This window comes from Uruburuella testudinis (assembly GCF_022870865.1).
GTDB classification, from domain to species: Bacteria; Pseudomonadota; Gammaproteobacteria; order Burkholderiales; family Neisseriaceae; genus Neisseria; species Neisseria testudinis.
The window spans coordinates 783,510-810,019 of sequence record NZ_CP091508.1 but is presented as its reverse complement, the minus strand read 5'-3'; the positions used below and the strand labels follow the sequence as shown (position 1 = coordinate 810,019).

Below are 26,510 nucleotides of genomic sequence, written 5' to 3'. Positions count from 1 at the left end.
TGATTCGGTATAGAGGCCGTCTGAACATATTAACCGGCGTTTATTGCGCTTCGTGCCAGGCATCGCCGTTGCGTGCCAGTAATTCTTCTGCGGCTTTCGGCCCCCAGCTGTTGGCGGCGTATTCATGCGGCGGCTGCTCGGCCTGCGCCCAGTTTTCCATAATCGGCATCACCCATTCCCATGCTGCCTCCAATTCGTCGCGGCGGTTAAACAAAGCCAGTTTGCCGTTGATCACATCCAACAGCAGCCGCTCGTAAGCTTCGGCGCGGCGGCCTTCGATGGCCTTGCCCATGTCCAGCACCAACGGCGCCACTTCCACATGATTGCCAGCGCCGGGTGTTTTCACTTGGGTATAGAGGCGGATGGATTCGGTGGGTTGCAGCTCGATCACCAAGCGGTTGGGGGCGGCGGCGCTGCCCTCAAAAATATGGCTGCTCAAATCGCGGAAATTCAACACGATTTCCGCCACTTTACCGGCCATACGCTTGCCCGTGCGCAGGTAAAACGGCACGCCGTTCCAACGCTCGTTGTTGATCTCGGCTTTAATCGCCACATAAGTTTCGGTGCGGCTGCCGGCCGGCACTTGATATTCGTTTAAATAAGCATTAAGCGCTTGGCCGTCTTTTTCGCCGGCTGCATATTGGCCGCGTACCACATCAGCATCAACATCGGCAGAAGTCAGCGGCTTGAGCGATTTGATCACTTTTAACTTTTCATCGCGCACAGCATCGGCATCCAGGCTGGCCGGCGCTTCCATGGCGGTCATACACAGCATCTGCATCAGGTGGTTTTGCACCATATCGCGCAGCGCGCCGGTGATGTCGTAAAACTCGCCGCGCTCTTCCACCCCCAATTGCTCGGCAATGGTCAACTGCACGCTTTTGATGTATTTTTTGTTCCACAACGGCTCAAACATAATATTGGCAAAACGCAGCGCCAGCAGGTTTTGCAGGGCTTCTTTGCCCAAATAATGGTCGATGCGGTAGATCTGCTCTTCTTTATAGAAGGCGCCCACGGCGGCATTGATTTCTTGTGAAGACTGCAAATCAGTGCCCAGCGGTTTTTCCAGCACCACGCGCACTTTGTCGCTGTTGAGGCCGATGGCGGCCAGGTTTTCGCAAATCGGTGTGAAAAATTTCGGCGCTGTAGAAAGATACACCACCACATTATCGGTATTGGGGCGCGCGGCCACGGCTTCGCCCAATGCTTTAAACGTTTCGGCTTTGGTGGCATCTACGGTCAGATATCGGATACGCTTGATAAAGCTCTGCCATAATTCATCGGTATAATGGGTTTTGACATGGATTTTCGAATCGCTTTCCACTTTTTGCAAAAAAGCCTCAGTGCTCAATTCACTGCGGCTGACACCGAGAATGCGGCCTTCAGGATGCAGCAGACCGGCCGCATGCGCCTGATAAAGACACGGCAGCAGTTTGCGCATGGCCAAATCGCCGGTGGCGCCAAATAACACCAAATCAAAGTTTGTTTGTGCATTCATTTGTTTTGTCTTTCATCAAGATAGGTTATAACACGATATGGAAATCTTGCGGCCGCTGCCGGCAACCGGTTTTTATATTATTTACAAATGCTTGGCAATCAAATCGATGCCGTCTGAACCCATGGCCGCCGCCCCGGCAAACTTAGTAGCAATCCTACACGGCACTACAGATTTTGTCTATGTTGTTTTCCGTAAATTATTTGACTTAGGTAAACACCCCGTCACTTTTCAATGCTATTATGTTACAAAATTACAAAAGAAAAGTTGACCTAGTTCAAACTGATGATTGTAACTAAACTACAACTTTATATTATAATCAGCAAAAAGGAAGCGGTTTCAGACGGCCATATCAAACGTGCCGGCAAACCTTCGCAATACCAAACAGCCAAAAGTCAGCCGGCAAGGCAGACAACGCAGTCAGGTTATTTTGATGAATGGTATTCATGCGCGGCCAAACATGATTGTGCTTCCATTTACCGACCAGCCAGAAAGGCAGAACGACACAATGAGCACCCCTACCCCCCTCCATCCCACCCTTGATGCCGTTACCCGGCGCATCATCGAACGCAGCCAACCCACACGCAGCGCTTATCTGGCGCGTATCCGTGCCGCCCGCCACCAGGGCCGCCTTGAGCGCAGCCAGCTCGGTTGCACCAATCTTGCCCACGCTTTCGCCGCCGCCCCCGAAGCCATCAAAATCGAGCTGAAACAAGAAAAAACCCCCAATTTCGGCATCGTATCAGCTTATAACGACATGGTTTCGGCGCATCAGCCGCTGCAAGACTTCCCCGCCTGGATTAAAGAAGAAGCGTTCAAACACGGCGCCACCGTACAATTCGCCGGCGGCACGCCCGCCATGTGCGACGGCATCACCCAAGGCTACGAAGGCATGGAATTATCGCTGTTTTCGCGCGATGTGATTGCCATGAGCACCGCCGTGGCGCTGTCGCACCAAATGTTTGATGCCGCCTTTTATCTGGGCGTGTGCGACAAAATCGTGCCCGGCCTGCTTATCGGCGCATTGAGCTTCGGCCACCTGCCCGCCGTATTCGTGCCCGCCGGCCCGATGACCAGCGGCATTGCCAACGATGCAAAAGCCAAAACCCGCCAATTGTTTGCCGAAGGCAAAGTCGGCCGCGATGCCCTGCTTGAAAGCGAAATGGGCTCCTACCACAGCCCCGGCACCTGCACGTTTTACGGCACCGCCAACTCCAACCAGATGATGATGGAAATGATGGGGCTGCATATGCCCAACACCGCTTTCGTCAACCCCAACACCCCGATGCGTGAAGCACTCACCCGCGCAGCAGGCGCACACTTGGCTCAAGCGGTGAAAAACGACGCCATTTTGCCCGTGGGCGAAATGATTGATGAAAAATCCATCGTCAACGCCATTGTCGGCCTGATGGCCACCGGCGGCTCCACCAACCACACCATGCACCTGGTCGCCTTTGCCCGCGCCGCCGGCATCATCGTCAACTGGGACGATTTCGACGAAATCTCATCTATCATCCCGCTGCTTGCCCGCGTGTATCCCAACGGCAAAGCCGACGTCAACCACTTCGCCGCAGCAGGCGGCCTGGCTTTCGTTATCCGTGAGCTGCTCGATGCCGGCCTGATGCACGAAGACGTCAACACCGTGGTCGGCCACGGCATGCGCGCCTACACCAAAGAGCCGTTTATGATTAACGGCAAACTTGAATGGCGCGATGCCCCCGCCGTAAGCGGCGATGAAGATGTGGTACGCCCCGCCGCCAACCCCTTCTCACCCGACGGCGGCCTGCGCCTGATGAAAGGCAATATCGGCCGCGGCGTGATTAAAGTATCGGCGGTTACCCCCGACCACCGCATCATCGAAGCGCCCGCCATCGTATTCGACGACCAAAAAGACGTTTTGGCCGCCTTCGACCGCGGCGAATTAGAACGCGATTTCGTAGCTGTTGTCCGCTTCCAAGGCCCGCGCGCCAACGGCATGCCCGAATTGCACAAGCTCACCCCGCAACTGAGCATTCTGCAAGGCCGTGGTTTTAAAGTTGCCCTGGTCACAGACGGGCGCATGTCGGGCGCTTCCGGCAAAGTGCCCGCCTCTATCCACATGAGCCCCGAAGCCCTGCTCGGCGGTGCCATCGGTAAAATCCGCACCGGCGACATGATCCGCTTTGATGCCGAAAACGGCGAATTGAATGTGTTGGTCGACGAAGCCGAATGGAACGCCCGCGAAATCCCCTCGCCCGATCTGAGTAAAAACGCCCACGGCGTCGGCCGCGAACTGTTTGCCGGCTTCCGCAGCTTGAGCAGCAGCGCCGAAACCGGTGCCATGAGCTTCGGCGGCGATTTCGCTTAATGTGTTCAGACGGCCTTTAGGATAACGCTTCTACCGATTCACAAAAGTAAGTAAACAAGGCGGCGGGCTGAAGGCAGTACAATGAGTACGGCAAGGCGAGCCAACACCGTTAGATTATTTTTGTGGCTGGATATGAAAGGCCGTCTGAAACCTTTGATAACCTTACCCTTTTCAGACGGCCTCTTGTATGATGATGCAAGAATAACTGGATTTAACCGTTTCATTTTTTGACAAACTCGGAGCACTTAACATGACCCCACGCGAAATTCTCAGCGCCGGCAAAGTCGTACCGGTAATCGCCATCGACGACCTCTCTACCGCCGTTGACTTGGCACACGCTCTGGTGGAAGGCGGCATCCCCACCCTCGAAATCACCCTGCGCACCCCCGCCGGCATCGAAGCCATCCGCCAAATCAAAAAAGAAGTGCCCAATGCCATTGTCGGCGCCGGCACCGTGATTAACGGCGAACAGCTCAAAGCCGTGGAAGATGCAGGCGCCGTATTCGCCATCAGCCCCGGCTTCAACATCAACTTTGCAAAAGCCGCCGAAAAAAGCAGCATTGCCGTGATTCCCGGCATCGCCACACCGGGCGAATTAATGCTCGCGCTGGAACACGGCATCGACACCATGAAGCTGTTTCCCGCCGAAGTTGTGGGCGGCAAAGCCATGCTCAAAGCCCTCTACGGCCCGTTTGCCGACGTGCGCTTCTGCCCCACCGGCGGCATCAGCCTCGAAACCGCACCCGAATATTTGGCACTACCCAACGTATTGTGTGTCGGCGGCTCATGGCTCACCCCGAAAGCAGCGGTTCAAAGCAAAGACTGGGCTACCATTACCCAACTTGCCAAAGAAGCTTCAGCGCTGTAATACCCATAATTAACGGCAAAGGCCGTCTGAAACTCCGGTTTCAGACGGCCTTTATACTTAATTGATAAACCATACCCATTCAAAACACTTTCCCCCTCAGCAAACCACCTTTCTTTTTTAAAATTTTTACGCTACCCTTAACCGGGTTCGCCAACCCATCCGCCATTATCATGCCCAAATCCAAACCTGCCTATCTCGCCCCATCGGAGCTGAAAACCATTCTGCATTCGAAACGTGCCCATATTTATTATCTGGAGCATTGCCGCGTTGTGGTAAACGGTGGCCGGGTGGAATATATCACCGAACAGGGCAGCGAATCGCTCTACTGGAATATTCCTATCGCCAATACCAGTTGCATTCTGCTCGGCAGCGGCACATCCATCACCCAGGCCGCGGTACGCGACTTGAGCAAAGCCGGCGTGATGATCGGCTTCAGCGCAGGCGGCGGCACACCTCTGTTTGCCGGCACCGAAGCAGAAATCGGCTGTGAATTTTTCAGTCCGCAAAGCGAATACCGCCCCACCGAATATCTACAGCAATGGTGCGCATTTTGGTTTGATGACGACAAGCGTCTGCAATGCGCCAAACAATTACAACAAATGCGTTTGCAAACCATTGCCCAATGCTGGCCCAAACTCAATTGGCAATACGACACAGGCCGTCTGAACAACTTGCTGACACAATTTTCGGCCGCGTTTGCCACCGCCGCCGACAGCATGTCGCTGCTGGCCGCCGAAGGCCGCCTGACCACCGCCCTATATGCACTTGCCAATCAGGCCACACAACAAGATGCCCTCTTCCGCCGAAGCACACGCGGCGAGCGCAGCGATCCGGCCAACATTTTTCTCGACCACGGCAACTACCTGGCCTACGGCATCGGTGCCACCGCCTGCTGGGTATTGGGGCTGCCGCACGGGCTGGCAGTGCTGCATGGCAAAACGCGGCGCGGCGGCCTGGTATTCGATGCTGCCGACATCATTAAAGATGCCCTGATTCTGCCTCAGGCCTTTATTTCTGCCACCGCGGGCGACAGCCCCCGTGATTTCCGCCAAATCTGCATCGAACAACTCACTCGCTTTGAAGCACTCGATCATGTTATCGACACCTTAAAACAACTTGCAGCGCAAGGAGCGGTCGGATGAATATTCTGCTGGTCAGCCAATGTCGGAAAAACGCGATCAAAGAGACCCGCCGCATTCTCGACCAATTCGCAGAACGCTGCGGCGAGCGCACTTGGCAAACACCGATAACCCAAGCCGGGCTGAGCATGCTGCACAAACTTTTGCGCCGCAGCGCCCGCAAAAACACCGCCGTTGCCTGCTATTGGACACATGGTAAAAACCACACCGAATTGTTGTGGATTGTCGGCGACCGCAGCCAGTTCAACACCGAAGGCCGCACACCCACCAACCGCAGCCGCCGCAACATACTCAAAAACCCCGACGAAAACACTTGGCAACATGCGGCCTCAATCCAAATCATCGCCACGCTGGCTGCCTTACTACACGATTTTGGCAAAGCCAGCAGCGGCTTTCAACACAAATTACAAGGGCACAGTCGCGAGGCCGACCCTTACCGCCACGAATGGATTTCGCTGCGCCTGTTTCAAGCCATGATAAGCGGCTGCCACACCGACGAACAATGGCTGCAACGGCTGGCCGGCTGGGCCGCATTTGAAACCGGAGAGCCAAACTGGGTTGACGCCATCATCCGCGAACCAGCCTGCCAGTACGACTTCAGCACCCTGCCGCCATTGGCCCGCTGGGTGGCCTGGCTGATTGCCAGCCACCACCGACTGCCGTTTTATAACGAAATCAATTACTCAGACGGCCGCCAACGCAAACAACTGCAACGCAGCAACGACCCTTATTTGCACCAAAGCATCGAACAGTTTTTCCAAAACCTCCGCCCTGCCGACTATTGGGTACACAACCCCCACAGCCAGGCCGATGCCGGCACATTCTGGCAATGGCACGCGCGAACCTTGCCCACCCAAAGCAAAAGCTGGCAAAAAGCCATCGCCCGCTGGGCCGGCAAAGCACTCAACCATCCGCCGCTGTTTGCCCTTTCAGACGGCCTCAACCCTCTGCTGCTGCACTTATCGCGCCTGAGCCTGATGGTAGGCGATCACAATTATTCCAGCCTCAAAGCAGATGCCAAACAACGCAAATCAGGCGACAGCGGCTTCCCGCTGGCCGCCAACACCGACCTCAACAGCCAGATCAAACAAACCCTCGACGAACACTTAATCGGAGTCGGCGCATTTACCGCCCGCTTTGCCCGCCTGTTGCCGCAACTCACCCGCGCGCTGCCAGCCATCGGCAAACACAAAGCCTTCAGCCGCCGCACTACCCATCCCCGTTTCCAATGGCAAAACCATGCCTATGACTTAGCCGCCCGCTTTCAAACAGCTTCCGAACAACAAGGTTTTTTCGGCGTCAACCTTGCCAGCACAGGCTGCGGCAAAACATTGGGCAACGCCCGCATCATGTACGCACTTGCCAATCCGCAACGCGGCGCCCGTTTTACCATTGCACTGGGGCTGCGCACACTCACCCTGCAAACCGGCCAAGCCTTACGCACCAAACTCAACCTTAACGAAGAACACCTCGCCGTATTGGTGGGCGGCAAAGCGGTACACACCCTTTTCGAACACCACCAACCCGGCAACGGTCACGATTACCGCCGACCATCCGAACATTTACCAACCGGCAGCGAATCGGCGCAAGCATTGCTCGACCCGGCTGAAATACCCGATGCCCCCGAATTACTTTCCGGCGGTGCAGATGAAACACTCTTCGGCACCGTAATCGCCGATGGCAAAGCACGGCAACTGCTCTACAGCCCATTGGTCAGCTGTACCATCGACCACCTGATGCAACTGAGCGAGCAACAGCGAGGCGGCCGCTATATCGCCCCCATGCTGCGCCTGTTGAGCGCAGACCTGATTCTGGACGAACCCGACGACTTCAACCAAGCCGACCTGCCCGCCCTCTCCCGCCTGGTTTACTGGGCAGGCATGCTCGGCAGCCGCATACTGCTTTCCTCCGCCACCCTTACCCCCGATTTTGTCTGCGGTCTGCAACAAGCCTATCGCGAAGGCCGGAAAATCTGGAATGCCCAACAAGGGCTGCCCGATCTGCCGGTGGTTTGCGCCTGGTTTGACGAACACCGGAAACACGCCGAAGCCTGCACCGATACAGCCGCCTTTTCCCGAGCTCATCACACCTTTACCGCCGCCCGAGCCGCAAAATTGGCCGCAGCACCCGCCCGCCGAAAAGCCGACTGGCTGCCGCTCGACAATGCCGACCACCGGCACATCGCCGACAGGCTGCTCCAAGCCGCCGCCCGCCTGCACCAACAAGAAGCCCAAACCTGCCCAAACAGCGGCAAACAAATCAGCATCGGCCTGATCCGCTTCGCCAATATCCAACCCATGCTGAGCATCGCCCACACCCTGCTCACCGGCGATGCCCCGCCCGACACCGCCATCCACCTTGCCTGCTACCATGCCCGCCAATTACTGTTGTTACGCAGCAAGCTCGAAAACACGCTCGACCGCCTGCTCGACCGTCATCATCCCGAAGCCCTGTTTCACCAACCCGAAATTCAGGCAGCCCTGCAACACAGCAGCGCCAAAAACCATATTTTCATCATCCTCGGCACCCCCGTTACCGAAGTCGGCCGCGACCACGATTATGACTGGGCCATTGTCGAACCCTCATCCATGCGTTCGATCATCCAACTCGCCGGGCGCGTATGGCGGCACCGCAGCAACAAAACCGCCACACACGCCAACATTTTGATTATGAGCCACAACCTGCGCGCATTAAGCAATCGCCGGCGTTATGGCAAAGACAACGACAAAATCAACTTTACCCACCCCGGCTTTGAATCCGCTCCCGATTTCTGCCTCGATAGCGACACCGCCCGCGATTTACTCGACAGCACACAAATCAATCCGATTAACAGCCTGCCCCGGCTGCTGCGCTCTGATTTTCCCATGCCACTGCCTGAAGAAGGCCGTCGCTACTACACCAACCTCGCCGCACTCGAACACGCAGCCATGCAAACCTTGCTCAACCCCGACCACCCCAACCTCGTTACCGCCTACCGCACCCCCGGCAGTGCCGCCCCACTCAGCGCCCACACCGCCTTAATCAGCCCCTTCCGCCTCAGCCGTCCCCACGAAGATTACATCTGCCTGCCCGATGGCGAAGGCGGCTACCGCTTCAAACTGGCTGAAAACGCCTACGCCCACCCTTACGACGACACTGGAAACGACAACCACATATTCCACCCCGCCGAGCTCACCCACAGCCCCAATATTTTTCCCTGGCTTACCGCCAACCTGACCGCGGCACTCACAGAACTGGAACAACAAACCGACCAGCCCAACCCCATACAAACCGCATTAAAATTCGCCACCCTATCGCTGCCGAAATCAGACAGCAACCGCCAAATAAGCTGGCACTTTAACGAATGGTCAGGGTTTTGGTGGACATAAATAACGTGAGTTCGGGATAATATAGGCTGCTGTTTTTTGGAACTTTCTTATCCCGAACTCACGTTAAATCCTGTTCTTTATCTGCCTGTGTGGCAATAAACTAGACCATCATCTAAACAGCATCGCTTACTGCAGGCGTTTAGAGTGAAAATCCGGCTATGGCTCTTTCGGCTAAGGCCGTCTGAAAGGCAGTAAAAACGGGCATCTGTAGAGATGCCCGGAGAAAGGATGTGGTGCATTCAGAATGCCGGCACGGTGGTGGTGTGGCTGAGTCCGTAGCTGTTAAACAATCCGGTTTGCATTTGGCTTTTGCTGCGGCAGGTGATCCACAAAGGGAAATGCTGGCCGGTGCTGCTGCTGTACATTTGCACAAACGGGATGCGTAAGTCGGTTTGTTTCAATTGTTTGTTGTACAGCCGTTGGCAGATTTCGCTGTCACTCAGGCCTTGGGCTTTCAGACGGCTTTCGGCGCGACGCCGGTCGCTTTGGCCTTTCGGTTGCCAACGGGCAAATACGGCGTGCCGGTGGGTGCTTGGCACGGCGGCCGGGGCATCAATTAAGGCGTAGTCTGCCAAGGTTTGCAGGGCGTCATGAAGCTGTTGTATATCTGCCCGGCTGCCAAACAGACGGATGATGCCGCCGAGGGTACGTTGCTGGCTGTAGCCGGGAAAAGCCGTGCCGATGCGGCCGGCATAGGTGGGTAGCCGGCGATGAATTTGCTGCATCAGGTGACTGATGACTTCTGCCTGCATCATATCGGCCTGTGGAATGGCTTTCAATTCGATATAGTGGCTTAAATTCATGCTTTACTCCTTGCCGCTGGCTCCAAATACGCCGCCGCGCAACAATACGCTGATGATGTAGTGCTGTTGTTCGATTGCCGGCGCTTGGTCTTTGAGTATCCAATTGTCAAATAAAGTGTAGAAATCGTTTTTCTGTTTGGGTTGGCGGAATGCGACACCCATCGTGGTGACGGCGCCATAGGGTTCGGCCGCAATCGGGAAGGCGGCATCGGGGCTGTACCAGGTGTCGATGGTACGGATGGCGTTGCTTATTTTTTGACTGTGCATGCCGGCGTTGTTGCCGATTTGGTAGAGCACTTTGCTTTTGTTGCTGCGGCCGGTGTCGAGTATCAGCTCTTGTGAAGGGTAGACTTCTTGGCCGTAACCGACTTTGGCCTCTGCTTCGATTTCGAGCAGGGTGAAGGCTACGCCGTTGAGGCCTTGCTCAATCCAATTGGCAATAATCTCGGTTTCGGCGTTACTGTTAAATTCATTCAACGAAAGGGATTTGCTGTTTGTGATAACCACTTGCTCCTGCCGGTTAGAGACGGTGATGCGGATACTTTCGGCACCCATGCGGTTACGCCACAGCCAGCGGGCGTTAGCAATATTGGCGGCATAGCGCAGCGCCAATACGCGGGTGCCGTTGGCGGTGAGGTAGGCGTCAATGGCTTGTCGCAGTTTGGCTTGATAATCGGGGTTATTGCAGCTGTTCGGGCGGCCGTCAAACGGCAGGGATTTCAGGGTAAAACGGGCAATCAGGGTGTGGCAGTCTTCATCCAGCGTGGCCACATCAACTTTTTGCAGGTTGGGTTTTTGAATCTCAGCATCGAGTTTGGCGGGGTCGTTGGCCACGGCGTTTTTAAGACGGTTAGAAATAGTGCCGCGCACAGATTTTTCGCGAATGCTGACCGGCTTGCGTGCGCCATCATCACCACATTGGCAAAACCATGCATCGGAAATATCGAGGTTGCGTTCAAACGCCAATACGCTGGCGATTTCGAGTTTAGACATAGTGTTCTCCTTGTTCATCTGTGCTTTGGGTAATCAGGTAAAGGTTTTCTTGCGGCTCGGCATAGCGCCAGAAACAGCCGGCCAATGTTTCGGGTAGCCTGGTCGGGAACACCCATTCGCCCAAGCCGTAGAGGGCTTCGGCGTAGCAGGCGGGGTAGTCAGGATTGCGGCTGTGCTGCATTTTCCCAGCGGGAAATAGGGGGCTGATAGCTTGATAGCCCAATGGCAGCGGCACGATCCAGCCGTGGCGCGATTTGATGCCGGTGCTGTGCCATTCGCCATTGGCCTGCGGCTGATGATAGCGCATTGCTGTTGCCAGCAAGGCATCAAGCTGGGAAGCATCGGGGTTGGCAGGCATACCGGTGGGAATCGGTTCGCCATCTTCGCCATCTTCGGCTTTCAGACGGCCTCTGCTGTATTTGTGGCAGATTCCGCTTTTCAGCTCGGCGGTAATGATTTTCAGTTTGCGGTCGGCATTCATCAAAACAAAACCCGGCAGCAGACGACGGCGAACATCGGCGCTTTGATGGGTCGGATAAAGCCGGCAACGGCCGATACGGGTAACACTGCCGCCGGCAATCCGTTGCTGATACAACAATTTTGCCAACTGTTCCGCTAATTCATTGGCTTGCGGCTGGATATCGTTGATATGGCCGAATACTTCCACGGCAAGGCTTACCGTAAGATGCACCTTACCTTCTTCGATGATGGGTGCCGTTTCGCCGTTACGTTTGATGGGGTTGCGGCTCTGGATAAAAACCGCATCGCTGAATATATCTGCCTGAAACGCCTGTATATCGCAGCGGTGGTTGGCAATCAGCACACCACCGAGGCTTGCCGGCATGCCGGTTGCAGACAGCTTGCGGTTCAGCGCATGCATGGCGCCCAAAAAACCGTTTAGTGCAGGAAAGCCGTAACTGAGCGGGCCCGAAACCGCATTGGCCGCCTGAATAGAGACTCGTTCAAACACAGCATAATAACAGGGTGTTTTCATGCGGCGCTCCTTCCGTTCCGCTGCGCCGCACGCAAAGCATGACGCATATCGCGATACCACTGTTGATATTCGGCATCGTTGAATTCTGCCGCTTTTTTAGGAAATTGCTGCTTGAACCAACTATTCAGCCATAAAGTAAAATGCTGCTGCACCGTTGTTTCCCAATCATTTCCCCAGCCGGTCTGAAAATCTGCTTCGCCTTCCAGCGCTGCACGGTTCGGATCGAGCCAGTATTTTTGCGCTTGCGGCAGTTGCGGAAAATCACGGCTCCAACCTGCCGGTTTGGCCGTCTGAATATGTTCGGCAAGATCCAGAATAATCCCCAGCATATGTTCGAGCGCATCTTGGCGTAAATGGCGGATTTGCATAATAGATTTTTTAGCAACCACTACTCTTTTCAAATTCTCAAACGGCTCGCGGCAGGCATAACGCAGCGACCGGTTGAAAAAACTAGCATGCTGTGGCTTTAACTGATACGCCCCGTCGCGGGCAAACTGAGGCGGTAAAGCCGGCAGCAAATAATTGAGCCCGCCTTGTCGGCTGGTCAGCTGGCTGACATTTTGCGGCTGGCTGCCGCCCAGCTTGACCACACCCATCGGCAATGTTGTGAAATAAGGCTGCATTTCGTTTTCTTTATGCTTAAAACGGGCTTCTTTGGCTGCCTTGCTTGCTTCGCCATAACGGATTTGATGGATGCGTTGATACACCTCATGCACCAGCGCCGAGGGATGCAACGGCACCAAACAGACATAATCATCCCGTACCGCCGCATCCTCCCCCAATGGCCACAAAATCTGCTTGTTGCGCTCATGGCAAACAGGCTGATCGATTTCTGCTTTTAAGGCCGTCTGAAAAACAGTGCAGATGCGAGCTGATTCTGCTTCATCATCCGCAAAACAACCTTGCAGTGCCGCATGGTTTTCCTGCAGCAAATCACGCAGTTTCAGACGGCCTGCATCATCGATCGTAAGGTTTAAAAAAGCCGCCAAAGGCAAAGCGGCAGCATTGCCGTTGGCATCTAAGGCAGGCTCAGAGAGCAATTGCGAACCGGCAAGATGAGGCGGCAGTGTAAATGCGGTCTGAAAATAAATATTGTCGCCCTTTGCATCGGGGTGAACCCCTTTTGAGATATGCGATCCAAATTTTAATTGCGTAGCAAAACGCAACGCATCCGATGCTATCCAGCGGGCCGGCAAGTATTTTTGCTTAAGCTCGGCCAATGTTGCTTCGAGTGCGGCAATTTCACTTTCATTTTGCGATAAACGCGCCTTCTCCAACTTTTTCAGCTCAGACTCTGCCTTTTTTTGATACAGACCATCACAAAACCGCCCAATGGCCGCACGAACATGCTCCGGTGTAATTTCCTGCATACGCTTTCCTTTATAGAGAAATTATTTTGAGCTCATTGATCTTTACAGGATAACCATACGATAGCACCGAGCCTGATGTCAATAAATATTAATATAAATATTTTTTAGGAAATAATAAAAATATTTTTTAGGTTTTGAATATTAAAACAAATTGATACCTCTAAAATTTTATGCTGATAGTTTATCAGCAACAGTTAGAAAACCTGATTACCTGTATAGACAAAGGGGCCGGCACATGCAGTGTTAACAAACAACTTCAAATAAAGCCATTCCGCCTGTTCGGCGGTTAAAATAACTATTAATATCTTTTATTTCTAAGCTGCCTGCACGGCAGTTTGAGTGTGATTATACAGAGATAAAAAGAAATATGGATAGAGTATTGACTTAAATTAAACCGTTCTAACAAGCGCCATGCAACAAATGCAAGCTGATGTTCAACCCTTTTTTAAATCACAGCCCAAAGAGCCTGGTTTTTAAAGGTTTCAGGTGGCTCTTAAAAAAAGGCCTATAACCGTTTCCCACACCACAGACTTGAGAATTAAAGAGTTGAGCGATAAAATAGCTTAGTTCACTGCCGCACAGGCAGCTTAGAAATATTTATTTTTTTCATTTCAACTTTTTTAAATGTTCACTGCCGCACAGGCAGCTTAGAAATCTCTTACCCATCAGCTTGATTTTATTACGTTGTTCACTGCCGCACAGGCAGCTTAGAAATGACCGCGTTATGCGGTCGCCGTGCACTAACTGTTCACTGCCGCACAGGCAGCTTAGAAAATGAACAACCAAATCACCCCCGCCGCTGCTGCGTTCACTGCCGCACAGGCAGCTTAGAAAATTCAAGCGCCGCGGCGGCGCGCGCCGCAATAGTTCACTGCCGCACAGGCAGCTTAGAAATTTGAAGAAATCCCCTCGCAGCGCGTGCTTGAGTTCACTGCCGCACAGGCAGCTTAGAAAAACAAGCGGCGGGTGTGGTACAGCTACCCGAAGTTCACTGCCGCACAGGCAGCTTAGAAATATGGCCATATCGAGGGCGCCGGCTTCCATCCGTTCACTGCCGCACAGGCAGCTTAGAAAGTATCGGGGCGCTTGTTTAAGATGTGTGTATTGTTCACTGCCGCACAGGCAGCTTAGAAATTACGCCAATGGCGCAAACACCCCGAAACCTTGTTCACTGCCGCACAGGCAGCTTAGAAATATATTTCTTACATGTTTTAACAAACGTAAAGGTTCACTGCCGCACAGGCAGCTTAGAAATATAAAATTCATCATCTTACACATAAGAAGGCGTTCACTGCCGCACAGGCAGCTTAGAAAACGCACCGATAACCGAAAGCGCCAATGTCAGTGTTCACTGCCGCACAGGCAGCTTAGAAATTATTTCCCACTCACTCACCAAGCGATTGTCAGTTCACTGCCGCACAGGCAGCTTAGAAATTATATTGCAGCGCCCTATTTGCACACGATATGTTCACTGCCGCACAGGCAGCTTAGAAAATGCCTCGTATTCCTGCCAATCCGCCAATTTCGTTCACTGCCGCACAGGCAGCTTAGAAAACAACAGCGAGAGAATTTGACCAATACCGCGAGTTCACTGCCGCACAGGCAGCTTAGAAACTTACATTGCAGAGTACCACTTGCACACGATAGTTCACTGCCGCACAGGCAGCTTAGAAATTCGGTATCCAGCACCAGCCCGTTCATGTAGGGTTCACTGCCGCACAGGCAGCTTAGAAAACCTCCGTACCCTTGTCGGGCAGCGTATAGCCGTTCACTGCCGCACAGGCAGCTTAGAAAATCAACCGACGCTCACCCGCTCACTACTCAATGTTCACTGCCGCACAGGCAGCTTAGAAAAAAAAGTATAGGGCGCCCGGTCGCCCATATCCGTTCACTGCCGCACAGGCAGCTTAGAAAGTACGAGCAATCCGAAGAGGCACGGTGGGGGGGTTCACTGCCGCACAGGCAGCTTAGAAAAACGCGGGCGAGGCGACATTCGACCGCGCAGAGTTCACTGCCGCACAGGCAGCTTAGAAATTGATAACTACACCAATGCCGAATTGGCACTAGTTCACTGCCGCACAGGCAGCTTAGAAAGCAATCGCAGGGGTATCCCCTGACATGGTCTCGTTCACTGCCGCACAGGCAGCTTAGAAAAGCGTTATGACCTGGTGGTGGTCGACGAGAGCGTTCACTGCCGCACAGGCAGCTTAGAAATGCCTGTACCACCCGCACCACGTACACATCAGGTTCACTGCCGCACAGGCAGCTTAGAAATCTACGCTGTCGTTCGGCGCGTCGCCATACTGGTTCACTGCCGCACAGGCAGCTTAGAAAACCATAACGTTCTGTGTTCTGGCTTTCCACTCGTTCACTGCCGCACAGGCAGCTTAGAAAAAGCTACTGTCACACCTACCCGCGTGATGGCAGTTCACTGCCGCACAGGCAGCTTAGAAAGAAATCGGGAAATCGGAAAAACCATCATGTTCGTTCACTGCCGCACAGGCAGCTTAGAAAACACGCATCAGCGTTTTTAAAATACAAATACCGTTCACTGCCGCACAGGCAGCTTAGAAAACAACCAAAGCGATTAGACATGTGATTGCAATGTTCACTGCCGCACAGGCAGCTTAGAAAAAGCTGGCGCAAAAAACCGATAAGCCGTGGGAGTTCACTGCCGCACAGGCAGCTTAGAAAGCGAACGGTGGTAGGGATTCGGGGGGTGTGGTGTTCACTGCCGCACAGGCAGCTTAGAAAGCAAAATCATGGACGTAACAGGCATCGATACTGTTCACTGCCGCACAGGCAGCTTAGAAACTGCCTACGTTGTGCGCATAAAAAATATCTTCGTTCACTGCCGCACAGGCAGCTTAGAAAAGTCTTCTGCGGCGACCGCATACGGTGCGATTGTTCACTGCCGCACAGGCAGCTTAGAAATCCGTGAGCGCCAGCAGCGCATCGGCGTGTGCGTTCACTGCCGCACAGGCAGCTTAGAAAATGCACTAACTGCAACCGACGCGGCTTCTCGCGTTCACTGCCGCACAGGCAGCTTAGAAAGTGGTAAATCACCTCCGCGGGCAAGCCGTAAAGTTCACTGCCGCACAGGCAGCTTAGAAATGACCCCAACGCGCATACCCTGCGCATACTTGGTTCACTGCCGCACAGGCAGCTTAGAAAAATAGAGACCAACCGATGACACATAAGGTTTAGTTCACTGCCGCACAGGCAGCTTAGAAAACCTTGCTGTCGGAGTCGATTTGGGCGAGACCGTTCACTGCCGCACAGGCAGCTTAGAAATGCAGCGCGCAAATCGGGACGTAGTCGCTCATGTTCACTGCCGCACAGGCAGCTTAGAAATTTCGGCGGGTTTCTTTGGCGGCGGGGGTCAAGTTCACTGCCGCACAGGCAGCTTAGAAAAGTTTGACGGCATGGAGTTTGAGCAAGACGCCGTTCACTGCCGCACAGGCAGCTTAGAAAACAATCAGGTCAGCGTGCGGGTGTTTTGTTTCGTTCACTGCCGCACAGGCAGCTTAGAAATAGTTGTTCTGCTGCATAATCAGTCAGAATGCGTTCACTGCCGCACAGGCAGCTTAGAAAATCAAAGGTTTGGACGTGATGGCCGTCTTTGGGTTCACTGCCGCACAGGCAGCTTATAAATCTATAAAAACCAATGGTTGCAGCCATTCGTTCGCTGCCCTGCAAAACGGCTTAGAAATAACTTGCGCCGTGCCTGTTGTTTAACAATGGTTTTCTTACCGTTACGGGGGGGGGTTACAAAAAGCCAAAGCCGTCTGAAATATTTCAGGCGGCTTTGGCTTTATTTTTTGGGTTTCAATCGGTAAAGATGGGTGGTTTCCTGATTGCGGGCAAATGAGAGCGGGTCTTTGGGGGCGGCGGCTTTTTGATGTACAGGTTTGGTGTGCAGCACATCGATTACGGTTAATGAGGCCGTCTGAAAGCATTGTTGTAAAAAATCGGCATGGCGCAAATGCAGGTGTTCGGCCAGATCGGAAATCACCAGCCAGGCTTCGCCGCCGGGGTTGAGGTGTGCGGCAACGCCGTTGAGAAAGCTTTTCAGCATGGCATGATCGGGGTCGTAAAGTGCGGCTTCGATGGCGGAAGTGGGTTTGGCGGGCAGCCACGGCGGGTTGCAGACGATTAAATCGGCGCAGCCGGCGGGGAATAAATCAGTGTGTTCGATGCGCACTTGTTGGCTTAATCCCAGCCGCGTCAGGTTGGCTTCGGCGCAGTTGATGGCGCGTGGATTGGTGTCGGTGCCGATAACAGTGGAAACGCCGCGGCGGGCAAGCAGGGCGGCCAATACGCCGCTGCCGGTGCCGATATCAAAGGCGGTTCGGTAATGCCTGGGCAATGGTGCCTGCATCAATAATTCGAGATATTCGCCGCGCAATGGGGAAAAGACACCGAAAGGCACGTGAATTCTGCCGCCAAGCGCGGGAATGTTTACGCCTTTTTTGTGCCATTCGTGTGCGCCGATAAAGCCGAGCAATTGGTTGAGCGGCAACAGAAACGGCGTTTCATTGGGCAGGCCGTATACATCGGCCAGCGCGGCGGATACATCGGGCGCGCGCGGCAAATTAAGGGTGAAGCCGGCGCCGATTTCCACCGCCAGCATGTTTATCAGCCGGCTTTGCTGCGCCTGTTGCAGACGGTGGCGGTGAAAGGCCGTCTGAATATCCGCTTGCGGCGCTTGGGCAGCCGGTTTGCGGATACGCTTTTTCAGCGCTGCCAAAATCTGTTTGGCGTTATGGAAATCGCCCTGCCATACGACGGCGGTGTTGTTACGGGCGTATTGAAGCAGCATATCGGCATTGGCACGGTCAATGAAAAGCGCCTGTTTGGGCGGCTTTTGCGTGCTTTCATTGCGCCATTCGATATCGGTATGGCGGTTGGTGGGAATGGTGGTCATGGCGGTAAAAAAATTACAGATGCCGGCAGTTTACTATATTTCGGCCGAATTTAAAGCGGCTGCATTGGTTTTATCACCATGTTTTCAGACGGCCTTTGGCGGTGCGGTACTCAAGATAATTAGACAAAATGTATTTATTAATGCAGTCATCAAACTTTACACAGCATATCAAAGAATAATTATTGCCAAATTGTCTTATTTTAGTATAATCAAATCTACTTAAAACCTAGCCCAGATAAAATTAGACAAAGGGATACCATGCAGCTGGACATCGACCGCTTAATCGCCTATTTCGGCGGCGTCAACGCGCTGGCCGAAGCCTTAAAACAGCAAGATCCGCAACACGCAGCCAGCACGGCGGCTATTTACAAATGGCGCACCCGCGGCTCGCTACCGCTCAATCAATTGCAGAAGCTGACCGCGCTGGCCGAAGCGCAAGGGCGGCCGCTTGATTTGAATGCATTTTTACAACAACAAGAATCCCTGGAGAAAACCACCATGCCGAAAGACCAACGCGTTATCATTTTCGACACCACCTTGCGCGACGGCGAACAATCGCCCGGTGCCGCCATGACCAAAGAAGAAAAAATCCGTGTCGCCCGCCAGCTGGAAAAGCTCGGCGTCGACGTGATTGAGGCAGGCTTTGCCGCTGCCAGCCCGGGCGACTTTGAAGCTGTGAACGAAATCGCCAAAACCCTGACCAAGGCCACCGTTTGCTCGCTGAGCCGTGCGGTGGAGCGCGACATCCGCGCTGCCGGCGAAGCCGTTGCGCCCGCCGCCAAACGCCGTATCCACACCTTTATAGCTACCAGCCCCATCCACATGGAACACAAGCTGAAAATGAAACCCAAGCAGGTGGTAGAAGCAGCTGTGAAAGCGGTGAAAATCGCCAAAGAATACACCGATGATGTTGAGTTTTCCTGCGAAGATGCGTTGCGTTCCGAAATCAATTTTCTGGCCGAAATCTGCGGCGCAGTGATTGAAGCCGGCGCAACCACCATCAATATTCCCGACACCGTCGGCTATTCAGTGCCACACCGCACTGAAACCTTTTTCCGCGAGCTGATTGCCAAAACACCGGGTGGCGACAAAGTAGTGTGGTCTGCCCACTGCCATAACGACCTCGGCCTGGCCGTGGCCAACTCGCTTGCCGCCGTGCAGGGCGGTGCGCGCCAAGTAGAATGCACCATCAACGGCTTGGGCGAGCGTGCGGGCAATGCCAGCCTCGAAGAAATCGTGATGACGCTTAAAACCCGCCACGATGTATTCGGCCTCGAAACCGGCATCGACACCACCCAAATCGTGCCCAGCTCCAAATTGGTGTCGACCGTGACCGGCTACCCGGTGCAGCCGAACAAGGCCATTGTGGGCGCCAACGCCTTCGCCCATGAATCAGGCATCCACCAAGACGGCGTGTTGAAGCACCGCGAAACCTACGAAATCATGTCGGCCGAATCGGTGGGCTGGGCGGCAAACCGCCTGAGCCTGGGCAAACTTTCTGGCCGCAACGCCTTCAAAACCAAGCTGGCCGATTTGGGAATTCAGTTGGAAAGCGAAGAAGCACTCAACGCCGCATTTGCCCGTTTTAAAGAGCTGGCCGACAAAAAACGCGAAATTTTCGATGAAGATTTGCATGCACTGGTGTCAGACGAAATGGTGAATCTGTCACAAGACCACTACAAATTTCTGTCGCAAAAAATCACCACCGAAACCGGCGAAGAGCCCGTGGCCGAAGTGGTGTTCAGCGTGGGCGGCACAGAGCATCGCGCCACCGCCAACGGCTCCGGCCCCGTTGATGCAATTTTCAAAGCCATCGAAAGCGTGGCAGCCAGCGGCGCAACCTTGCAGATTTATTCGGTAAACGCCGTCACCGAAGGCACCGAAAGCCAAGGTGAAACCTCTGTGCGCCTCGCCCGCGGCAGCCGCGTAGTCAACGGACAAGGGGCAGACACTGATGTGCTGGTGGCCACTGCTAAAGCTTATCTTTCCGCATTGAGCAAACTCGAATTCGGCACGGAAAAATTGAAAGCACAAGGCAGCGGCATTTAAGCGGGCTGCCCATGCAATAAAGGCCGTCTGAAACCTATAGCTCCATGGTTTCAGACGGCCTTATCTGTTTATTTTTAAATGGATATAAAACTTACCAAACAGGCGTGTGTTGTTGCATTACTGATTTTGCGGCGTTTATTTGAGTGGCGATTATCAGTTGCCCACAGCCGGCTTTTTAGGCCGGTTGAGCAGCAATTTGAAACCATTCAATGGCGATAAAGAATAGTAAGGTATTTGCTTCATAAACCGGTGTTGCAGGCTATTGAGCATGATAATGCACATCCTCTGGGAATTTCACCTTTTTTAAACCATAACCTAAAGAGCCTGATTTTTTTAAAGGTTTCAGGCGGCCTTTTAAAAAAGATCTATAACTGCTCTCTACGCCACAGGCTTGGGAATAAAAGAGTTGAACGATAAATAGCCTAGTTCACTGCCACGCAGGCCGCAATGATAAACAACGGGGGCCCGCGTTCGCATGACCGACAGTTCACTGCCACGCAGGCCGCAATGATATAAATCATGCTTTTCAGACGGCCTTATTTTTCTTCAGCAGCCGCAGTGCATTGGCCAACACCAGCAATGAACTCAGGCTCATGCCCAGGGCGGCGATCCACGGGGTAACATAGCCGAATACGGCCAGTGGTACGGCGATCAGGTTATACAGGCTCGCCCATATCAGATTTTGGCGGATAATGGTGCGGGTTTGGCGGGCTTGGTATACGGTGCGCGGCAATACGCGCATATCGTCGTTGAGCAGCACCACATCGGCCCCGTCGCGCGCGACATCGGCACCGCCCGCCACCGCCACCGATACATCGGCTTTGGCCAACACCGGTGCGTCGTTGATGCCGTCGCCCACCATCAGCACTTTGCGGTTTTGCCGCTGCAAGGTTTCCACATAGGCCAGTTTGTCTTCCGGTGTGGCTTCGGCATGCCAGGCATCCAGGCCCAAAGTCTCCGCCAGTGAAGCAACTGCGGCACGGCGGTCGCCGCTGAGCAGATGCAGGCGTACGCCGAACTGCTTCAGCTCGGCCAGCATCGCGGCGATATCCGGCTTGATTTCGTCATCCAACAAAAAGGCCGCCTGAAAACCTTGCTGGTTGCCCAGATACACCATGCTGCCGTTGTGCGCCGGCATTTCTGCACCGGCAGGCAAAGCGCCGGCGATTTCGGCCACAAAATCTGCACGTCCGAGCGCCCAAATCTGCGTTTCGCCGTTGAGGCTGATTTGAGCGCTCACGCCGTAGCCGATGCGGTTGAGTCGCTGCGCCGCTTGAATATCGAGGCCGTCTGAAACGGACGGCGCATGCTTCAAAATGGCGCGTGCAATCGGATGTTCCGACTGCTGCTCCAGCACTTGCGCAACTGCGCCGGCTTCGCTGCTGTTCAGACGGCCTAAAGTCATCACGCGGCTGACGGCCAGCTCGCCTTTGGTCAGTGTGCCGGTTTTGTCGAACACCACATCATTGATTTGTGCCAGAGTTTCCAGGCTGTGGCTGCCGCTGACCAGAATGCCGTCTGAAGCCAGATTGCCGGTAGATGCCGCCAGCGCGGTGGGGGTGGCCAGTGATAAAGCGCACGGGCAGGTAATCACCAGCAGCGACACGGTAATCCACAATGCCTGCTGTGCATCGGCATACAGCGTCCAACCGATAAACACCGGCACTGCCATCACCAGTAAGCCCAACACAAACGATGAAGCATATTGATCGGCCAGCTCGGCCAGACGGGGTTTCTGCGCCAGCGCACGGTCGAGCAGCTTCACAATATGCGCCAGCCGTGTTTGGCTGCCGACTGTGTCGATGCGCACCACCAACGGGCTTGCGGCGTTAAGTGTGCCGGCCACTACGGCGGCGCCGGCTTGTTTCGGCACCGGCAAGCTTTCGCCCGTGAGCATGGCCTCGTTGACTTCGCTTTCGCCGGCCAGCACCACACCGTCGGCCGGCATCACTTCCCCTGCCCGCACCACAATCACATCGCCGGCTTGCAACTGCACCACCGCGGCTTCTTCGCTGTGGTCACTGTGCGGATAATCGGTCAGCCTGTGACAGAAAGCCGGCACCAGTTTCACCAACCGCTCCGCCGCATCACCCGCCTTGCGCCGCGCAATCTGCTCCATATAGCGCCCGCCCAGCAGCAAAAACACAAACATGGCAACCGATTCGAAATACATGCCCTGCCCGGCATTGCTCAATAGCGCATACACACCGGCAATAAATGCCAACACAACGGCAATCGCCACCGGCGTATCCATGCCCACACGGCGGTTTTTCAAATCGCGCCAAGTGCCTTGGTAAAACGGCACAGCCGAATAAAACATCACCGGCAACACCATAAAAAAGGCGCCCCAATGCAGAATACTCAGATATTGCGGCTCGATTTCATTGCCGTAAAGATAGGTCGGAATCGCAAACATCATCGTCTGCATCATGCTCAAACCGGCTACCGCCAAGCGGATAAGCGATTGTTTGCGCTCTTTTTGTGCCTGCTCTTCCACTTTTTGCGCATCATACGGCGCGGCGCTGTAGCCGGTATTTTGAATACGCAGCAAAATATCGGAAAGCGCCACCTGGCGGCTGTTCCAAGCCACCCTGACCCGGCGGGTGCTGTAATTCAAATCAACCCGCACCACACCGGGCAGGCGCAACAATTGCTGCTCGATCAGCCACACACAGGCTGCGCAGGTAATGCCGCCCAACATCAACACTGCCTCACGCCCACCATCGGCATCGGCTTCCACAAAATCCGCCTGCACTTCAGGTAAATCATAAAGTTTGAGCTGCGCCAGAATCTCTTCGGGCGGCAGCGCTGCTTTTTCGGCATCGGCAGTGCGCTGTTTATAATAGCCGCCCAACCCGGCATCAATAATGCTCTGTGCCACGGCCTGACAGCCGGCACAGCAGGCCGCATGGCTTTCGCCTTCATAAACAATCGGTAAATCCAGATTTTCAGGCACATCCAGCCCGCAATGGAAACAAGTTTTTTCGCTCATAATGGGTGGATTTTACGCGCAATCTGTTCGGGCATAAACGGTTTATTTGAGCGACAATCAGGCGCTGGGGTGTCCTGATGTGTCATCTATCATCATCTTTTTTGCGCTAAAAGCACATCTGCTGCGTTTTCAGGGGCAAAGAGCACCCGTAAATCGAATTATCAGGACACCCTAAGGTGTCCGGATGTGTTTTTTATTTTTATACAAACAACAGCTTGCTACCAATCGGCTGCTCTTTATTGGGAATTTTTTATCCCGAACTCACGTTATATCCATTCACAAAAATAACCTGACGGCGTTGGCCCGACTTGTCGTGCTCGCTGTACTGTCTTCAGCCCACCCTCTTGTTAACTGACTTTGTGAATGGGGATTCATTTACCGCAGCCATTAAGAAAAGGCCGTCTGAAAACTTGCAAACGCAGGTTTTCAGACGGCCTTAGGCCTGCCGGCAATCTGTTGTCAGACAGATATGCTGAAACGGTCGTCTTCGGGCGGCAGCTCTGCTTCGGTCAACGGTTTGATGTTCCAAATATTTTCGGCATATTCGGCAATCGAACGGTCGGAAGAGAAATGCCCCATATTGGCGATATTGATTAATGCCGAGCGATACCAGTTACCCTTATCGCGGTAATAATCATCGATGCGGTATTGGGTGTCGACATAGCTGCGAAAATCGGCCATTACCTGATAATAATCGCCATAGGCCTGCGATACGTCGGCATAGCGGTTGGGCTCTTGCGGTGAAAAGAAGCCGGTAACGATTTGTTTGACCACACGGCGCAAATCGGGGTCTTTTTCAAGATAATCGAGCGGATCATAGCCTTTCTGCCGCAAGGCTTCCACCTGCTCCACGGTGTTGCCGAAAATGAAAATATGTTCGTCGCCCACTTTTTCGCGGATTTCCACGTTGGCACCATCAAGCGTGCCCACGGTGAGGGCGCCGTTGAGCGCAAATTTCATATTGCCGGTGCCTGAAGCCTCGGTGCCGGCCAGCGAAATCTGCTCCGACAAATCGGCGGCGGGGATAATGATTTGCGCCAGGCTCACGCTGTAATTCGGAATAAACACCACTTTAATCAAATCACGAATACGCTCGTCATGATTCACCACTTCCGCAACGTCGTTAATCAGGCGGATGATTTTTTTGGCCACATAATAAGATGAAGCGGCTTTGCCGGCAAAAATGAACACGCGCGGCTGCCAATCTTTATCGGGGTTTTCCAAAATTTGGTTGTAGCGGTCAATAATGTGCATCACATTCATGGCTTGACGCTTGTATTCGTGAATGCGTTTGATCTGCACGTCAAACAAGGCTTCGGTGCTGATTTTGATGCCCAGCTCTTTTTCGATATAGTCGGCCAGCCGCTGCTTGTTGGCACGTTTGACTTCGGCAAATTCTTCCTGCACGGCTTTGTCATCCACCAAATCATTGAGCGCTGCGATTTTTTCGAGATGCAGGCGCCATTGGTTGGTGCCGAGATGTTTGTCTAAAAAAGCGGTCAGCGGGCGGTTGGCCACGGCAATCCAGCGGCGCGGCGTTACCCCGTTGGTCACGTTGGTAAAGCGGCTGGGGAACAATTTGGCGAAATCGGCAAAAATCGAGGTGGTCATCAAATCAGAATGGATTTTGGCCACACCGTTGACTTTGTGCGAACCGACAACAGCCAGCCAAGCCATGCGCACACGACGGCCGTTGCTTTCATCGATAATGGATACGCGGCGGATGAAATCTTCGTCAAACAGCCCCAACGCGCGCACTTCGTCCAAAAAGATTTTATTGATTTCAAAAATGATATCAAGGTGGCGCGGCAGCATGCGCCCCATCAAATCAAGCGACCAGGTTTCCAGCGCTTCGCTCATCAGCGTATGGTTGGTGTAGGAAAATACTTTGCAGCAGGTATCCCAGGCTTTTTCCCATGTCCAGCCTTCCACATCGATCAGCAGCCGCATCAGCTCGGGAATGGCCAGCACCGGGTGGGTGTCGTTCAGGTGGATGGCCACTTCGTCGGCCAGGGTGTCGATGCTGTCGAAACGGCATTTATGGCGGGCAATGATGTCTTGAATCGAAGCGGATACCAAAAAATATTCCTGCTTCAGGCGCAATTCGCGGCCGCTTTCGGTGGAATCATTGGGATAAAGCACGCGCGAGATATTTTCATCGCTGGTTTGATTGCGCATGGCGGCAAAATAGTCGCCTTTATTGAAATCGGCCAAGTCAAACAGATAGCCGGCATGGGCGGTCCACAAACGCAGCGGGTTGGCAACTTCGCCGCCATAGCCGGGAATGATCTCGTCAAAACCCAAGGCGGTGATTTTTTCTGCCGGCTCCCAACAACGCACATTGTCTTCGATGTGCAGCTGGCCGCCGAATGCCACGGGATAGTGTTTGTTGGGGCGGGGAAACTGCCAGGCCATGTCTTTATCGAGCCACAAATCGGGTTTTTCAACTTGCTGGCCGTCGATAATTTCTTGTTTGAACATGCCGTATTGATAGCGGATGCCGTAGCCCATTGCCGGAATGCGCAAAGTGGCCAGCGAATCAAGGAAGCACGCCGCCAAGCGCCCCAAGCCGCCGTTACCGAGGCCGGGGTCTTCTTCTTCGCCGATCACGGTGTCGAAATCCAGCTCCAGCTGTTGGAACGCTTCTTTAAAAGCGTCGTAGATGCCTTCGTTGATCAGCGAATTGGTAAACGCTCGCCCCAACAGAAATTCCATCGAAAGGTAATAAACCATGCGTTTTTTGTGGTCGATATGGCTGCGGCGGGTGCGCAAAAAGCTTTCGGTAACCAGATCGCGGGCGGTAAACATGGCCGCGTTGAGCCAGTGTTCGGGCTTGGCGTCTTTAGGATCCACCCCGAGGATGAAAATCAGCTTAAATACGATGGATTGGCGGATGCGGTCGGCATCCGTGGTAGGCATGCGGTATTCATATTCGGGAAGTCTGGCCATGATGAATCCTAATCATATTAAAAAAGTGGAAAAATATTACCGGCCGGGCACCCGCTGCTGCCTCCTCTGCCATACAGCCCGGCAGACAACCGCCAACCGAGCACCCGGCCGACTCTAGGGTAATCCTATCCATTCGGCTGACAGATGCGTTTTTGCTTGGCATCACGCATTTCAGGAGCAAAAATCCCCTCATAAACGAATAGTCAGAAAAAACCT

The 26,510-nt window shown here is 53.8% G+C and carries 13 protein-coding genes and 1 CRISPR repeat array; of the genes, 5 read left to right on the top strand and 8 right to left on the bottom strand.

Annotation, left to right across the window (positions count from 1 at the left end; translation table 11 throughout):
* Positions 1-40: 40 nt before the first annotated feature.
* Positions 41-1,498 carry a glucose-6-phosphate dehydrogenase gene (gene zwf, locus LVJ83_RS03635; RefSeq protein ID WP_244786398.1) on the bottom strand — a complete coding sequence of 486 codons (1,458 nt, stop codon included), beginning with the start codon at positions 1,496-1,498 and terminating at the stop codon, positions 41-43.
* Positions 1,499-2,003: 505 nt separating this feature from the next.
* Here zwf and edd point away from each other — a divergent pair.
* The 4 genes from edd (at position 2,004) to cas3f (ending at position 9,217) form a co-directional block, all read left to right on the top strand.
* Positions 2,004-3,842 carry a phosphogluconate dehydratase gene (gene edd, locus LVJ83_RS03630; protein ID WP_244786396.1) on the top strand — a complete coding sequence of 613 codons (1,839 nt, stop codon included), beginning with the start codon at positions 2,004-2,006 and terminating at the stop codon, positions 3,840-3,842.
* Positions 3,843-4,092: 250 nt separating this feature from the next.
* The gene (locus LVJ83_RS03625; RefSeq protein WP_244786394.1) at positions 4,093-4,710 is read left to right on the top strand and encodes a bifunctional 4-hydroxy-2-oxoglutarate aldolase/2-dehydro-3-deoxy-phosphogluconate aldolase; all 618 of its coding nucleotides are present in this window, start codon (positions 4,093-4,095) and stop codon (positions 4,708-4,710) included.
* A 170-nt stretch (positions 4,711-4,880) separates the two neighbouring features.
* The gene (gene cas1f / locus LVJ83_RS03620; RefSeq protein ID WP_244786392.1) at positions 4,881-5,852 is read left to right on the top strand and encodes a type I-F CRISPR-associated endonuclease Cas1f; all 972 of its coding nucleotides are present in this window, start codon (positions 4,881-4,883) and stop codon (positions 5,850-5,852) included.
* The gene (gene cas3f, locus LVJ83_RS03615; protein ID WP_244786390.1) at positions 5,849-9,217 is read left to right on the top strand and encodes a type I-F CRISPR-associated helicase Cas3f; all 3,369 of its coding nucleotides are present in this window, start codon (positions 5,849-5,851) and stop codon (positions 9,215-9,217) included. Before cas1f ends, cas3f begins: the two co-directional genes overlap by 4 nt.
* A gap of 239 nt (positions 9,218-9,456) precedes the next feature.
* Here the strand turns inward: cas3f and cas6f are convergent, their stop codons facing one another.
* From cas6f to LVJ83_RS03590, 5 genes are all read right to left on the bottom strand, one after another.
* Positions 9,457-10,020, bottom strand: coding sequence for a type I-F CRISPR-associated endoribonuclease Cas6/Csy4 (cas6f, locus tag LVJ83_RS03610; RefSeq protein WP_244786388.1), 564 nt, complete (start codon positions 10,018-10,020; stop codon positions 9,457-9,459).
* Between the two features lie 3 nt (positions 10,021-10,023).
* Entirely contained in the window at positions 10,024-11,013 is a 990-nt protein-coding gene (gene csy3 / locus LVJ83_RS03605; protein WP_244786386.1) for a type I-F CRISPR-associated protein Csy3, read from the bottom strand.
* A complete protein-coding gene (gene csy2, locus LVJ83_RS03600) occupies positions 11,006-12,007 on the bottom strand; it encodes a type I-F CRISPR-associated protein Csy2 (RefSeq protein WP_244786384.1) in 1,002 nt (333 codons plus the stop codon). Before csy2 ends, csy3 begins: the two co-directional genes overlap by 8 nt.
* Positions 12,004-13,377, bottom strand: a complete 1,374-nt coding sequence (csy1, locus tag LVJ83_RS03595; RefSeq protein WP_244786382.1) for a type I-F CRISPR-associated protein Csy1 — start codon at positions 13,375-13,377, stop codon at positions 12,004-12,006. The genes csy2 and csy1 overlap by 4 nt, the downstream gene beginning before the upstream one ends.
* Positions 13,378-13,943: 566 nt before the next feature.
* Positions 13,944-17,031: a CRISPR direct-repeat array (repeat unit 28 nt; unit sequence GTTCACTGCCGCACAGGCAGCTTAGAAA).
* Between the two features lie 160 nt (positions 17,032-17,191).
* On the bottom strand, positions 17,192-18,304 hold the full coding sequence (locus tag LVJ83_RS03590) for a methyltransferase (RefSeq protein WP_244786380.1): 1,113 nt from the start codon (positions 18,302-18,304) through the stop codon (positions 17,192-17,194).
* Positions 18,305-18,562: 258 nt separating this feature from the next.
* Between LVJ83_RS03590 and LVJ83_RS03585 the strand changes: the two genes are divergently transcribed.
* Positions 18,563-20,353, top strand: coding sequence for a 2-isopropylmalate synthase (locus LVJ83_RS03585; protein WP_244786378.1), 1,791 nt, complete (start codon positions 18,563-18,565; stop codon positions 20,351-20,353).
* Between the two features lie 526 nt (positions 20,354-20,879).
* On the opposite strand, the gene LVJ83_RS03580 is transcribed toward LVJ83_RS03585, so the two are convergent.
* On the bottom strand, positions 20,880-23,345 hold the full coding sequence (locus tag LVJ83_RS03580; protein ID WP_244786376.1) for a heavy metal translocating P-type ATPase: 2,466 nt from the start codon (positions 23,343-23,345) through the stop codon (positions 20,880-20,882).
* 459 nt (positions 23,346-23,804) lie between these two features.
* On the bottom strand, positions 23,805-26,294 hold the full coding sequence (locus LVJ83_RS03575; RefSeq protein ID WP_244786374.1) for a glycogen/starch/alpha-glucan phosphorylase: 2,490 nt from the start codon (positions 26,292-26,294) through the stop codon (positions 23,805-23,807).
* Between the last annotated feature and the right edge of the window lie 216 nt (positions 26,295-26,510).